Origin of the sequence: Rhodovulum sp. BSW8 (assembly GCF_003314725.1) — a bacterium.
Lineage (GTDB): Bacteria > Pseudomonadota > Alphaproteobacteria > Rhodobacterales > Rhodobacteraceae > Rhodovulum > Rhodovulum visakhapatnamense.
Genome location: NZ_QNVX01000011.1, coordinates 23524 through 36084, shown reverse-complemented (window position 1 = coordinate 36084; position 12561 = coordinate 23524). Strand labels below are relative to the sequence as shown.

Here is a 12561-nt window from a genome sequence, read left to right as displayed (position 1 = left end):
GATCTTGGGGTCTGCTAATAGGGACGACCTGCCCACGCAAGACGGCGCGGGCAGGTCGGAAAGCGGTCGGACGGGTCGCGTCGGCCGGCTCAGCGCAGCCGCTGGCCGTTCGCGAGGACCTGGCCCTGTCCGTTGACGGTGATCTCCGAGACCATCGTGTCGGGGCCGTCGCCGGGTCGGGCGAACATGCCCATCATCATGCGCAGCCCCATCGCCTGATCCTGCGGGATGAGCCCCATCGCGACCAGCTTGTCCATCAGCCCGTTACCGCCCGCCAGCCGGAGCGACAGCGTGCCCTCGGGCCGCGCGATGCCGCTGAAGGTCACCTTGTCGGCGTTGTCGAAGGTGAAATCGCCCGATCCGGTCAGGTCGGCGCCAGCGACCTGCAGCCGCAGATCCTTGACGTTCAGCGCATGCAGCTCGGCCGGGACATCGTCGCTGGACGCGATCGCCGGGTCGGTCAGATCGGCCAGCCAGCGCGCCTTGCCCGCCAGATCGACGATCAGCGTCGCCGGATCGCGCGGCAGCTGGCCGGTCGGATCGAACAGCGCCCAGACCTCCTTGCTGACCGTCACCCCGGCAAGCCGCAGCCCCAGCCCGAAATCGGCCGGGGTCTCGGTCTGCATCAGCGGCATCTCGAAATGCAAGCCGGTCTCGGCCATCTGCAGCTCGACCTGCGGCATCGGCAGTTGCGGCGTCGACAGGGCGACGCGGGTGTCCTTGCCGGTCACATCATAGGTCATGCCCGTCCCGCCCAGATCGAAGCCGATCCGGCCGGAATTGGCCGAGACCTCGACATGGGTCGGGTCGCCCTTCTCGGTCAGATCGAGCGTGTAGCCCATGGCACCATGGGTCAGTGCGCCCTGCGAGGTGAACCCGGCCCGCAGCATCTGGCCCAGCTGGGTCGGATCGCCGCCGACCGGCATCCGGCTGTCCGAGCTCGAGTCGATGTCATGCACGCTGCCGACAAGGGTGACCTGCGTTCCGTCGGCGGGATCGGTCGCGGCAAAGTCGATCTGGACCCGATCAGCCTCGAAGCCGCTTTCGAAGGTCCGCATGCCGCCCTGGCTCTGGGCATAATGGCCGGTCATGCCGAACACCGTCATCCGGGCCTGCACATCGACCGGCTTGCCCCCGCTGACGCGATCCAGCGTCAGCGTTACCTCGGGCGCGGTGACGTCCTGTTTCAGCGCCTCGGGCGTGCCGCTCGCCACCATCTCGAAACCGGGCTGCCGCAAGGTGAAGTCGAGCGCGGTCACGTGCCCGTCCGCGTTGCGGGTTTCGACCGTCAGCGGATGGGTCTCGGGCATCCGGATCTCGACGCTGCCGTCGCCGCGTTCGGCGAAGGCGACCTGGCCCAGCCCCACCCGGACCGACCCGCCCTGCCCGTCTTTGCTTGCGACCTGCAGGTCCTCGACCGTCAGCGTGGTGCCGCTGCGGCTTTCGCGGCCGGTCATGCTTTGACCCGAGCCCTGGGCGATGGCCTTCCAGGCCGCCCAGACCTGATCGGCTGTCACATCGGCCGACGCGGGCAGGGCCAGGCCGAACGCGGCGGCGATGGCCAGGGCAGAGGCCGTTTTCAGGGACGTCATGGCAAACCTTTCATCCTGAGGATTTGGCGCAAACATCGGTGCTGGGTCGGAGCAAGTCAACGGCACGTTGTGCTGGCGCGCCGCGGCCGGGCGGGATAGATCTTGGGGTCGCAGACCGTCGAGGGAGGGCACCATGACCGACATGACAGGCAAGAGCGTCCTGATCACCGGGGCGAGCCGGGGCATCGGGGCGGCGGCCGCCCGGGCCTTTGCCGAGGCCGGGGCGCATGTGGCGCTGGCCGCGCGCAGCGAGGAGGCCATCGCCACCATCGCGCAGGAAATCGCCGAAACCGGCCCGCGCGCCATCGCCATCGGCTGCGACGTGGCCGAGTTCGGACAGGTTGCCGACGCGGTGCGCACGACCGTTCAAGCTTTCGGGAGGATCGACGTTCTGGTGAACAATGCCGCCGTGATCGAGCCCATCGGGCGGCTCGACGCGGTCGATCCAGAGGACTGGTCGAAGGCCATCGACATCAACGTCAAGGGCGTCTTCCACGGTATCCGCGCCGCGCTGCCGGTGATGGCGGCGATGGGCGGCGGCACCATTCTCAGCATCGGGTCGGGCGCCGCGACCAGCCCGCTGGAGGGCTGGAGCGCCTATTGCACCTCGAAGGCGGCGGTGGCGATGCTGACCAGATGCGCCGATCACGAGGGCCGCGGCCAGGGGGTGCGGGCGCTGGCGCTGTCGCCCGGCACGGTGGCGACCGACATGCAGAAGACCATCCGCGACAGCGGGGTGAACCCGGTCAGCCGTCTCGACTGGTCCGAGCACATCCCGCCGGCCTGGCCCGCGCAGGCGCTGATCTGGATGTGCGGCCCCGATGCCGACGAGTTCCTCGGCCAGCAGGTGTCGCTGCGCGAACGCGCGATCCGGCGCCGCGTGGGGCTGCCGACATGATCGGGCTCCGGCGCGAGGGCGGTCTGTGGACCGTGACCCTGACCCGGCCCGAAAAGGCCAATTCGCTGACCCGCGACATGCTGGTCCGGCTTGAGGAAATCGCGCTTGAGGCCCAGGCCGAGGGCGTGGCCGTCCTGGTGCTGACCGGCGAGGGCAAGGTGTTCTCGGCCGGGGCCGATCTGGACGAGGCGCGGGCGGGGCTCGCGACCGACGGGGTCTGGGAACGGGTCTCGGCCGCCATTGCCGGGCTCGACGCGCTGACCGTCGCGGCGCTGAACGGCACGCTGGCGGGGGGCGCCTTCGGGATGGCGCTGGCCTGCGATCTCAGGATCGCGGTGCCCGAGGCGAAGTTCTTCTACCCGGTGATGAAGCTCGGCTTCCTGCCCCAGCCCTCGGACCCCGGGCGGCTGGCGGCACTGATCGGTCCGTCCCGGGCCAAGCTGGTCCTGATGGGCGGCGCGAAGCTGTCGGCCGACGAGGCGCTGGCCTTCGGTCTGGTCGACCGGCTGGTCCCGCGCGAGGACCTGATGGCGGCGGTAACCGACCTGACCGCCGACGCTCTGGCCGCCCGGGCCGAGCATCGCGCCGCGATCAAGGCGCTCTGCGGCGGGCGCCGGGGTTAGGCCCGGCGGTCAGGACCCGTCCCGGCCTTTGGCCGGGGCCGCCGCCGGTCCCTGTTTCGACAGCTGCACCGCCAGAATCCCGGCCATCACGATGGCGACACCCGCGATGTCCGCCGGGCCGAGCCGTTCGCCCAGCAGAAACGCCGCGATGCCGACGCCGAAGAACGGGCTGAGAAAATGGAAGGTCGCCGCGCGGACCGCGCCGACCCGGCGCACCAGCAGGAACCAGATCCACGTGGCCACCAGGCTTGGGAAAACGACGGTATAGGAGAACGCGAAGATCAGCGGCCAGGTCCAGTCGATCTCCCAGCGCTCGCCAGTCAGGACCGCAGCCAGCGCCAGCGCCGCCGCGCCCACCAGCATCTGCAGCCCGACGATCATCAGCAGGTTGCCGCCCGACGACGCCGTGCGGACCGCCAGCGTGGCCACGGTCAGCGCCAGCACCCCGGCCAGGGTCAGCCCCAGCCCCAGCGGATCGACCCCGCCCGAGATCCGGCTGCCCATGATCACGGCGACCCCCGCGAAGCCCACGGCAAGGCCCAGCGCCCCGAGCGGCCGCAGCCGCTGGCCCAGCGCGATCCAGCCGAACAGCGCCACCAGCAGCGGCATGCTCGAGGCGACGATTGCCGCCATCGAGGCCTCGAGCGTCTGCATCGCGACATAGTTGAGCCCAAGATACAGCGCGTTCTGGCTGAGCCCGAAGACCAGCGTGCCCTGCCATTGCGGCCGGGTCAGCCGCCAGCTTTGCCCCAGCGCCAGCGCGATGCCGACGCCGATCAGCCCCGAGACCAGAAAGCGCAGGCACAGCGCCGTCAGCGGCGGCGCCGCCCCGACGATGATCCGCCCCGAACTGAAGGCCGAGGCCCAGATGAAGGCGAAGGCCAGTCCCATCGCCAGTGCGCGGATGTCCATTCCCCCTCCCGGGATGACGCCCAAACAAAAGGGCCGCCCCACGGGGCGACCCTCGATCCCATCGGCCGTGAAGCCGTACGGCGGGTCAGCCGTTCACGCTGTCCTTCAGGGCCTTGGCGATGGTGACTTTCACCACCTTGTCGGAGTCCTTCTTGAACTGCTCGCCGGTGGCCGGGTTGCGCACCATGCGTTCGGGGCGCTCGCGGCAGTAGATCTTGCCCACGCCGGGCAGGGTCACCGAGCCGCCAGCCGCCACCTCGCGGGTGATGATTGCCGTCATCGCATCGAGGGCGGCAGAGGCAGTTTTCTTGTCGGCCTCCATCTCCTCGGCGAGGGCCGCAACCAGCTGGGTCTTGGTCATGGGTTTGGCCATGTATGGTCTCCTCGTTCCTGCCCTCTGTTGGGGCTGATCCGGCCTACTTAACTCGGTCTTGCGGTCCCACACAACCATTTGTGGGGGGCACAGCCGTATTTCATAGCGCTCTGCGACCGTTTTTCCCCGCATCGGCGGCGATGCGCAAGCCGAAGCGCATCGCGGCGGCACTTTTCCGCGCCACGGGGCCGCCCGAGAAGCGCCAGAGCCTCGGGACCACCCCGGCCGAGGCGGCAATCGCCCGCCCCGAACCGCTGGCAATGGGGGGCGGAATTTGGCGTTCTTTCCTGTTTTCGTCCGCGCCCGACCAGATTGCCGCGGCCTCGGCGGCACGGCCGCTCTGCCCGGATCAGAGGAATGCGGTTTCCTCGAAACTGCGCAGTTTCCGGCTGTGGATGCGTTCCAGCGGCATGTCGCGCAAAAGCTCCATCGCCCGGACCCCGATCGCCAGATGCCGCGCGACCTGGGTCTTGTAGAAGGCCGAGGCCATGCCGGGCAGCTTCAGCTCGCCATGCAGGGGCCGGTCCGACACGCAAAGCAGCGTGCCGTAGGGCACCCGGAAGCGAAAGCCGTTGGCGGCGATGGTGGCGCTTTCCATGTCGAGCGCGATGGCGCGGGATTGCGACAGCCGCTGCACCGGGCCGGTCTGACCGGACAGTTCCCAGTTGCGGTTGTCGATGGTGGCGACCGTGCCCGTGCGCATGATCCGCTTCAGCTCATAGCCTTCCAGCCGGGTGATTTCCTCGACCGCATCTTCCAGCGCGACCTGAATCTCGGCCAGCGCCGGGATCGGCACCCAGAGAGGCAGGTCGTTGTCGAGCACGTGATCCTCGCGCAGATAGCCATGTGCCAGCACGAAATCGCCCAGACGCTGCGAATTGCGCAGGCCCGCGCAATGGCCCACCATCAGCCAGGCATGCGGACGCAACACCGCGATATGATCGGTCGCGGTCTTCGCATTCGAGGGGCCGACACCGATATTGACCAGCGTGATCCCCTGCCCGTCGGCGCGCTTGAGGTGATACGAAGGCATCTGCGGCAGCTTGGCGGGCACCGGCATCGGCGCGTCGGGGGCCGCAATCTCGGCATTGCCGGGCCCGACCAGCGCGGTATAGCCGCTGGCCGGATCGGCAAGCGCCTGCCGGGCCAGCGCCTCGAATTCCTCGACATAGAACTGGTAGTTGGTGAACAGAACGTGGTTCTGGAAATGCTCGGGCGCGGTCGCGGTGTAATGTTCGAGCCGGGCCAGCGAATAATCCACCCGCTGCGCGGTGAAGGGCGCCAGCGGACGCGCGACGCCATCGGGTTGGGCCAGCGTGCCGTTGACGATGTCGTCATTGGTGGTGGTCAGGTCCGGCACGTCGAAAAGATCGCGCAGCGGCACCTCCAGCGCGCCGTCCTGCGGCACCGTCACCCCGGCGCTGCCCATCGCGAAATGGATCGGGATCGGCGTGGCCGAGGGGCCGATCACCACCGGCTGGCCGTGATTTTCCAGAAGCAGGCCGATCTGCTGGCGCAGGTAATTGGCGAAAAGATCGGGCCGGGTGACGGTGGTGGCATAGGTGCCGGGCTCGGCGACATGCCCGAAGGACAGGCGGCTGTCGACCTGGGCATAGCTGACGGTGGACACGCGGATCTCGGGATAAACCGCGCGGAACCGCGCATGGGGCGCCGACCCGGACAGGACCTCGGCAAAGCGCGCCCTGAGAAACCCGGTCGCGGTTTCGTAAAGCGCGACCAGACGCTCGACCGCGGCGGCCGCATCGGTGAAGGCCTCGGGCGCGGGCAGGTCGGGGCTTGAGAGGGGCGGGTCGCTGTAGTCCGGCATGGGCGGGTCTCCGGTCGGCTGGGTCGGGGGACGGGGTTGGGCCAAGTGTCACCCTTCGCGCCCGGGGTGCAAGCCCCGCCAGCAATCCGGGCTGGCCGAGAGCCCCCTTGCCAGAGGCCGCCCCGGGCCCGATCTATGGGACATGACAAAGACTCTTCTTTCCATCGGGCATGGGTATTCCGCCCGCGAGCTTGCGCAGAGCCTCGGACCGGGCTGGCGCGTGATCGGCACCAGCCGCAGCCCCGAGGGCGCCGAGACACTTCGGCAGACGGGCATCGAGGCCCGGGTCTGGCCCGGCGAAGACATTGGCCCCGATCTGGCAGCGGCCACGCACCTTCTGACGTCCGTGCCGCCCGGGGCGTCGGGCGACCCGGTGCTGGCAACCCTTGGCGAGACGTTGCGCGAGGCCCGCCATCTGCGCTGGGTCGGCTATCTCTCGACCACCGGCGTCTATGGCGATCATGGCGGCGGCTGGGTCGACGAGACGACGCCGCTGACGCCCGCAACCTCGCGCGGCGCGGCCCGGGTCGAGGCCGAGGCGGGCTGGGCCGCGCTGGGTCTGCCGCTGCATATCTTCCGGCTGGCGGGGATCTACGGGCCGGGGCGCTCGCCGCTCGACCGGGTGCGCGAGGGTCGCGCCCAGCGCATCGTCAAGGACGGTCAGGTGTTCTCGCGCATCCATGTCGCGGATATCGCCCAGGTGCTGGCCGCCTCGATGGCCGCCCCCGATCCCGGCGCGATCTACAACCTTGCGGATGACGAGCCGGCGCCCCCCGAAGACGTGATCGCCTTCGCCGCCGAAATGCTGGGCCTGCCGGTGCCGCCCGCCATTCCCTTCGAAGAGGCCGATCTGAGCCCCATGGCCCGCAGCTTCTACGCCGAATCCAAACGGGTGCGGAACGACCGGATCAAGACCGACCTCGGCATCCATCTGCGCCATCCCGACTATCGCGCCGGGCTGGCAGCCTTGCTGGAAACCGAACGCGCCGCGACGATGGGCTAGGCCTCAAGCCCGCAGCGCGGCCTGCGCGGCCGTGCCCGACAGCACCTCGCGCACCTTGGCCTCGATATCGGCCGCGTTCAGCCGGGCCTCGGCATACATCGCCTCGGCGCTGGCATGGTCGATGAAGGTATCGGGCAGCACCATCGAGCGGAACTTGAGCCCGTTGTCGAAGACGCCCCGCTCGGCCAGAAGCTGCGCCACATGGCTGCCGAAGCCGCCGATGGCGCCCTCCTCGATGGTGATCAGCGCCTCATGCTCGCGGGCCAGTCGCAGGATCAGGTCCTCGTCCAGCGGCTTGGCGAAACGGGCATCGGCGATGGTGGGCTCGATCCCTTCGGCGGCCAGCGCCTGGGCGGCCTCGCGGACCTCTTTCAGCCGGGTCCCGAAGCTCAGGAGTGCCACGCGCTTGCCCTCCTGGATGATCCGGCCCTTGCCGATTTCCAGCGGCACGCCCTTTTCGGGCAGCTCGACGCCGACACCCTCGCCGCGCGGATAGCGGAAGGCGATGGGGCCCTCGTCATGGGCGACGGCGGTGGCGACCATGTGCACAAGCTCGGCCTCGTCCGCGGCGGCCATCACCACCATCCCCGGCAGGTTCGCCAGGAAGGCGGTGTCGAAGGCGCCCGCATGGGTCGCTCCGTCGGCCCCCACCAGCCCGGCGCGGTCGATGGCGAAGCGCACCGGCAGACACTGGATCGCGACGTCATGGACGATCTGGTCATAACCGCGCTGCAGGAAGGTCGAATAGATCGCGCAGAAGGGTTTCTGCCCGCCCGCCGCCAGCCCGGCCGAGAAGGTCACGGCATGCTGTTCGGCGATGCCCACGTCGAAGATGCGTTCGGGGAAGCGCTCGGCAAAGAGGTTCAGACCGGTGCCGTCGGGCATCGCCGCGGTGACGGCCACCACCTTGCGGTCGGCACGCGCCTCGCGGATCAGCGCCTCGGCGAAGACCTTGGTATAGCTCGGGGCATTGGCGGGGGTCTTCTTCTGAACCCCGGTCGCGATATCGAATTTCGAGACGCCATGGCCGCAATCGGGCGCGGTCTCGGCGGGCGCATAGCCCTTGCCCTTCTTGGTGATGGCGTGGATCAGCATCGGCCCGGTGGCGCGGGTCTTGACCGTCCTGAGGATCGCCAGCAGCTGGTCGAGATCGTGGCCATCGACCGGGCCGACATAGGAAAAGCCCAGCTCCTCGAACAGCGTGCCGCCGACGGTGACCTGCTTGACCAGATCCTTGGCGCGCCTGGCGCCTTCCTGGAAGGGCTCGGGCAGGTGCTTGATCGCGCCCTTGGCAATGGACTTGAATTCCTGGAACGGCGCGCCCGCGTAAAGCCGGTTCAGATAGCGCGACATGGCGCCGACGGGCGGTGCGATCGACATCTCGTTGTCGTTCAGGATCACGATCAGCCGCTTGCCCAGATGGCCCGCATGGTTCAGCGCCTCATAGGCCATCCCGGCCGAGAGCGAGCCGTCGCCGATCACCGCGATGGCATCGCCGACGCCCGCTTCGGGCGCGGTGCCCAGATCGCGGGCCACGGCATAGCCCAGCGCCGCCGAGATCGAGGTCGAGCTGTGCCCGGCCCCGAAGGCGTCATATTCGCTTTCCGAGCGCTTGCAGAAGCCCGACAGCCCGCCCTGCTGGCGCAGGGTGCGGATGCGGTCGCGGCGCCCGGTGAGGATCTTGTGCGGATAGCATTGATGGCTGACATCCCAGATCAGCTTGTCGCGGGGCGTGTCGAAGACCGCATGCAGCGCGACCGTCAGTTCGACCACGCCCAGACCCGCGCCCAGATGCCCGCCGGTTTCGGACACGGCCGAAACGACCTCTTGCCGCAATTCATGGGCGACCTGCTTCAGCTGGTCGTCGGACAGGCCCTTCAGATCGGCCGGACAGCAGACCTTGTCGAGAAGCGGAGTGATCGGCCGGTTGCTCACTGGGACAGCCCTCCTGGGGCGCGGTTACGCGTTCATGACTCTCGAGCGATAACGAAGCGCGCCGCCTGCTTCAAGGTTTCCGCCCCCTCTCCGAAGGGCGACAAGGCGTCCTCGGCCTCTTCGACCAGCGCCTTTGCGCGGGCCTTGGCGCCGTCGAGCCCCAGAAGCGACACGAAGGTCGCCTTGCCGGCCTCGGCATCCTTGTGGACCCGCTTGCCGGTCTTGGCGGCGTCGCCCTCGACGTCGAGAATGTCGTCGGCGATCTGGAAGGCCAGCCCCAGCGCGGTCGAATAGGCGGTCAGGGGCGCGATGTCGGCGCGGGCCAGACGCGCGCCCGCCTCGGCCGACCAGCGGATCAGCGCGCCGGTCTTGTTGGCCTGCAGCTCGGTGATTTCCTCAAGGCTCAGCGGCCGCCCGGCGGTTTCGGCGGCGATGTCCTGGGCCTGGCCCAGCACCATGCCATCGATGCCCGAGGCCTTGGCCAGCGAGGCCACCAGGTCGATCCGGACGGCCGGGTCGGCATGGCAGGAGGGCCCGGCCAGCAGATCGAAGGCCAGTGTCTGCAGCGCGTCGCCGGTCAGAAGCGCGGTGCCATCGTCCCATTTGACATGGACGGTGGGCTGGCCCCGGCGCAGGTCGTCATCGTCCATGCAGGGCATGTCGTCATGCACAAGACTGTAGGCATGCAATGCCTCGACCGCGGCGGCGGCATCGACGGCCGACTCGGGCGCGATGCCGTAAAGCCCCGCGGACTCGATCACCAGAAAGCCGCGAAGCCGCTTGCCGCCCGAAACGGCATAGCGCATCGCATGGGTCACGGGCTGGTCCGCGGCGCCCTCAAGGGCCGCGCTCAAACGCGCCTCGATCCGCTCGGCGGCGGATGTCAGACTGGACTGGAACATGTTCGTCAAAGACCTTCGGCCGGTTTCGTCCCGGTGGGATTGCCCGCGGCGTCGAGCGTCATCGCCTCGATCTTGGCCTCGGCATCCCGGAGCTTGGTTTCGCAGTGCTTGCGAAGCTTCATCGCGTGCTCGGACAGCGCGATCGAGTCCTCGAGCGGCACGTCGCCGCGTTCAAGCGCGGCCACGGCCTCTTCCAGAGCCCGCATCGCCTCTTCGAAGGTCATTTCCCCGACCGGCTTTTCCGTCATGCCCCCCGCTCCATCAGCACCGCCACATGGGCCGCCACAGAGGCCGCCAGGGCTTCAAGATCATATCCGCCCTCCAGTGTCGAGACCAGCCGACGCCCCGAATGGGCCTCCGCGATGTCGCAGAGCCGCTGGGTGATCCAGGCGAAATCCGCCGTGCCCCAGGCCAGCTGCGCCAGCGGGTCGGCGGCATGGGCGTCGAACCCGGCCGAGACCAGCACCAGCTCGGGCGCGAAGGCGTCGAGCCGGGGCAATGCATGGGCCTCGATCTCGGCCCGGAAGCGGCGGCCGTCGCTCATCGGCGGCAGCGGCAGGTTCAGCACGTTGCCCGCGGCGCCGGTTTCCTCGGCCGCGCCGGTGCCCGGGTAAAGCGGCATCTGGTGGGTCGAGACGAACAGAACGCGCGGGTCGTCCCACAGCACGTCCTGGGTCCCGTTGCCATGGTGAACATCGAAATCGACCACCGCGACGCGCGACAGCCCGTGCCGGTCGAGCGCATATCTGGCGGCGATGGCGACGGTCGAGAACAGGCAGAAGCCCATGGCGCGGGCGGTTTCGGCGTGATGGCCGGGCGGGCGCACCGCGACGAAGGCATTGGCGGCCTCGCCTGCCATCACCATGTCGACCGCCCGAAGCGCGCCGCCCACGGCCCGCAGCGCCGCCCGGAACGAACCGGGCGACATGTGCGTATCGGGGTCGAGCGCCACCGTGCCCTCGGCCGGGCCGGCTGCCTTGACCTTGTCGACATAGCCCTGCGGATGGGCGCGCAGCAGTTCGGCCTCGTCGGCCAGCGGGGCGTCCTCGCGCAGCAGACCGGCGAAGCCTTCGGTCGTCAGCGCCTCGGCCACGGCGCGCAGCCGGTCCGCCCGCTCGGCATGGCCCGGCGGGGTGACATGGGTCAGGCAGTCGGAATGGGTCAGCAGCGCCGTGGTCATGGGCCGAGGCTACGCGGGCGATCCGTGACGGGGCAAGCCCGAATGGCGAAGGGCCCCGCGACGGCGGCCGGGTCAGTCCGGCGCCAGCATGTAGCCTTCGCCCCGCACCGTCTGCAGATAGCGGGGCTGTTTCGGGTCGCTTTCGATCTTGCGCCGCAGACGGGTGATCTGCACGTCGACCGCGCGCTCCTGCGCCTGCCCGCCGTCGCGCGCCAGTTCCTCGACCAGACGCGAGCGGCTGACCGCCTCGCCGGGATTGGCCGAAAAGATCCGCATCAGCTGGGCCTCGGTCGCGGTCAGGCGCACCCTCTCGTCGCCCTGCCAAAGCTCGCCGCGGCCGACATCGTAGCGCACCGGCCCCAGATGCAGGACCTTGGGCAGGTCGATCTCGGACCGGATCTGCGGCACCCGGCGCAGGATCGCGTTGATCCTCAGCAACAGTTCCTTCGGCTCGAACGGCTTCGGCAGATAGTCGTCGGCCCCAGCCTCAAGCCCCCGGATCCGGTCCGAGGTCTCGCCCCGCGCGGTCAAAAGCAGGATCGGCGTCGCGATCCGCTGGCGCAGCGCCCGGGTCAGCGCGATGCCATCCTCGCCCGGCATCATCACGTCAAGCACGATCAGGTCGAATTCGAGCCCCTGCAGCAGCTTGCGCGCATGATCGGCATCGCGCGCGATGCTGACCCAGAAGCCGTTGCGCATCAGGAACTTGCGCAGCAACTCACGGATCCGTTCGTCGTCATCGACGATCAGCAGGTGAATGTCGGCCTCTGCCATCATGCCCCGCGCTCGGTGATCCGGTGGAAATGCCGGCGCATCTCGGGATCCATCATCGCCTCGAGCACCTGCCGGAACCCGGCGACGGCGGCGGGGCCCGCGGCACGGTAGGCGTCGCGCATCCGCGCGCGCTGGGCATCGGACAGCTGATGTTCCAGCTCCAGCCCGGCCTCGGTCAGATACAGGTGGCGTTCGCGCTTGTCGCGGTGTCCGACCCGGCTTTCGACCAGCCCGTCCTCGATCAGCGCGCGCAGCACCCGGTTCAGCGACTGCTTGGTCACACCGAGGATCGACAGCAGGTTGTTGACCGTGGTGCCGGGGGCGCGATGGATGAAGTGGATCGCCCGGTGATGGGCCCGGCCATAGCCCTTTTCCTCGAGAATCCGGTCGGGATCGGCGGTAAAGCCGCGATAGGCGAAGAACATCGCCTCGATTCCCTTGCGAAGCTGCTCGTCCGTCAGGAACAGCAGGCTCTCGCCGCTCTTCTGCGCAACCGCTGGTGCGATCTGGGCCATGGCTCCCTCCCTCTTCGCATCGTGAC

13 protein-coding genes are annotated in these 12561 nt (G+C 69.0%); 3 read left to right on the top strand and 10 right to left on the bottom strand.

The window, feature by feature from the left end:
• Positions 1 to 89 precede the first annotated feature (89 nt).
• A complete protein-coding gene (locus DSD19_RS07425) occupies positions 90 to 1592 on the bottom strand; it encodes a DUF2125 domain-containing protein (RefSeq protein ID WP_165828082.1) in 1503 nt (500 codons plus the stop codon).
• 133 nt (positions 1593 to 1725) lie between these two features.
• Here DSD19_RS07425 and DSD19_RS07420 point away from each other — a divergent pair, with 133 nt between their 5' ends.
• Together DSD19_RS07420 and DSD19_RS07415 are read left to right on the top strand one after the other, a co-directional pair.
• On the top strand, positions 1726 to 2490 hold the full coding sequence (locus tag DSD19_RS07420; protein WP_113669227.1) for an SDR family oxidoreductase: 765 nt from the start codon (positions 1726 to 1728) through the stop codon (positions 2488 to 2490).
• Positions 2487 to 3113, top strand: a complete 627-nt coding sequence (locus tag DSD19_RS07415; protein WP_113669121.1) for an enoyl-CoA hydratase/isomerase family protein — start codon at positions 2487 to 2489, stop codon at positions 3111 to 3113. The genes DSD19_RS07420 and DSD19_RS07415 overlap by 4 nt, the downstream gene beginning before the upstream one ends.
• 9 nt (positions 3114 to 3122) lie before the next feature.
• Here the strand turns inward: DSD19_RS07415 and DSD19_RS07410 are convergent, their stop codons facing one another.
• From DSD19_RS07410 to DSD19_RS07400, 3 genes are all read right to left on the bottom strand, one after another.
• A complete protein-coding gene (locus DSD19_RS07410; protein WP_075783916.1) occupies positions 3123 to 4025 on the bottom strand; it encodes a DMT family transporter in 903 nt (300 codons plus the stop codon).
• An 85-nt stretch (positions 4026 to 4110) separates the two neighbouring features.
• A complete protein-coding gene (locus DSD19_RS07405) occupies positions 4111 to 4398 on the bottom strand; it encodes an HU family DNA-binding protein (protein WP_075783917.1) in 288 nt (95 codons plus the stop codon).
• Between the two features lie 349 nt (positions 4399 to 4747).
• On the bottom strand, positions 4748 to 6226 hold the full coding sequence (locus DSD19_RS07400; RefSeq protein WP_113669120.1) for an AMP nucleosidase: 1479 nt from the start codon (positions 6224 to 6226) through the stop codon (positions 4748 to 4750).
• A 142-nt stretch (positions 6227 to 6368) separates the two neighbouring features.
• Here DSD19_RS07400 and DSD19_RS07395 point away from each other — a divergent pair, with 142 nt between their 5' ends.
• Entirely contained in the window at positions 6369 to 7229 is an 861-nt protein-coding gene (locus tag DSD19_RS07395) for an SDR family oxidoreductase (RefSeq protein ID WP_113669119.1), read from the top strand.
• A 3-nt stretch (positions 7230 to 7232) separates the two neighbouring features.
• Here the strand turns inward: DSD19_RS07395 and dxs are convergent, their stop codons facing one another.
• The 6 genes from dxs to DSD19_RS07365 all read right to left on the bottom strand — a co-directional run bounded on the left by dxs (position 7233) and on the right by DSD19_RS07365 (position 12535).
• Positions 7233 to 9164 carry a 1-deoxy-D-xylulose-5-phosphate synthase gene (gene dxs, locus DSD19_RS07390; protein WP_113669118.1) on the bottom strand — a complete coding sequence of 644 codons (1932 nt, stop codon included), beginning with the start codon at positions 9162 to 9164 and terminating at the stop codon, positions 7233 to 7235.
• A 32-nt stretch (positions 9165 to 9196) separates the two neighbouring features.
• The gene (locus tag DSD19_RS07385; protein ID WP_113669117.1) at positions 9197 to 10066 is read right to left on the bottom strand and encodes a polyprenyl synthetase family protein; all 870 of its coding nucleotides are present in this window, start codon (positions 10064 to 10066) and stop codon (positions 9197 to 9199) included.
• Between the two features lie 5 nt (positions 10067 to 10071).
• Positions 10072 to 10314, bottom strand: a complete 243-nt coding sequence (locus tag DSD19_RS07380) for an exodeoxyribonuclease VII small subunit (protein WP_075783922.1) — start codon at positions 10312 to 10314, stop codon at positions 10072 to 10074.
• Positions 10311 to 11246 (bottom strand): histone deacetylase family protein, encoded by a 936-nt coding sequence (locus DSD19_RS07375; protein WP_113669116.1) that lies wholly within the window; start codon positions 11244 to 11246, stop codon positions 10311 to 10313. Before DSD19_RS07375 ends, DSD19_RS07380 begins: the two co-directional genes overlap by 4 nt.
• Positions 11247 to 11318: 72 nt before the next feature.
• On the bottom strand, positions 11319 to 12020 hold the full coding sequence (locus tag DSD19_RS07370; protein WP_113669226.1) for a response regulator: 702 nt from the start codon (positions 12018 to 12020) through the stop codon (positions 11319 to 11321).
• Positions 12020 to 12535 (bottom strand): MarR family winged helix-turn-helix transcriptional regulator, encoded by a 516-nt coding sequence (locus tag DSD19_RS07365; protein WP_113669115.1) that lies wholly within the window; start codon positions 12533 to 12535, stop codon positions 12020 to 12022. The genes DSD19_RS07370 and DSD19_RS07365 overlap by 1 nt, the downstream gene beginning before the upstream one ends.
• Between the last annotated feature and the right edge of the window lie 26 nt (positions 12536 to 12561).

Excerpts from the sequence above, each read along its gene's own strand:
- DSD19_RS07425 (WP_165828082.1), bottom strand. The coding sequence starts at position 1,592 with ATGACGTCCCTGAAAACGGCCTCTGCCCTGGCCATCGCCGCCGCGTTC.
- DSD19_RS07420 (WP_113669227.1), top strand. The coding sequence starts at position 1,726 with ATGACCGACATGACAGGCAAGAGCGTCCTGATCACCGGGGCGAGCCGG.
- DSD19_RS07415 (WP_113669121.1), top strand. The coding sequence starts at position 2,487 with ATGATCGGGCTCCGGCGCGAGGGCGGTCTGTGGACCGTGACCCTGACC.
- DSD19_RS07410 (WP_075783916.1), bottom strand. The coding sequence starts at position 4,025 with ATGGACATCCGCGCACTGGCGATGGGACTGGCCTTCGCCTTCATCTGG.
- DSD19_RS07405 (WP_075783917.1), bottom strand. The coding sequence starts at position 4,398 with ATGGCCAAACCCATGACCAAGACCCAGCTGGTTGCGGCCCTCGCCGAG.
- DSD19_RS07400 (WP_113669120.1), bottom strand. The coding sequence starts at position 6,226 with ATGCCGGACTACAGCGACCCGCCCCTCTCAAGCCCCGACCTGCCCGCG.
- DSD19_RS07395 (WP_113669119.1), top strand. The coding sequence starts at position 6,369 with ATGACAAAGACTCTTCTTTCCATCGGGCATGGGTATTCCGCCCGCGAG.
- DSD19_RS07385 (WP_113669117.1), bottom strand. The coding sequence starts at position 10,066 with ATGTTCCAGTCCAGTCTGACATCCGCCGCCGAGCGGATCGAGGCGCGT.
- DSD19_RS07380 (WP_075783922.1), bottom strand. The coding sequence starts at position 10,314 with ATGACGGAAAAGCCGGTCGGGGAAATGACCTTCGAAGAGGCGATGCGG.
- DSD19_RS07375 (WP_113669116.1), bottom strand. The coding sequence starts at position 11,246 with ATGACCACGGCGCTGCTGACCCATTCCGACTGCCTGACCCATGTCACC.
- DSD19_RS07370 (WP_113669226.1), bottom strand. The coding sequence starts at position 12,020 with ATGGCAGAGGCCGACATTCACCTGCTGATCGTCGATGACGACGAACGG.
- DSD19_RS07365 (WP_113669115.1), bottom strand. The coding sequence starts at position 12,535 with ATGGCCCAGATCGCACCAGCGGTTGCGCAGAAGAGCGGCGAGAGCCTG.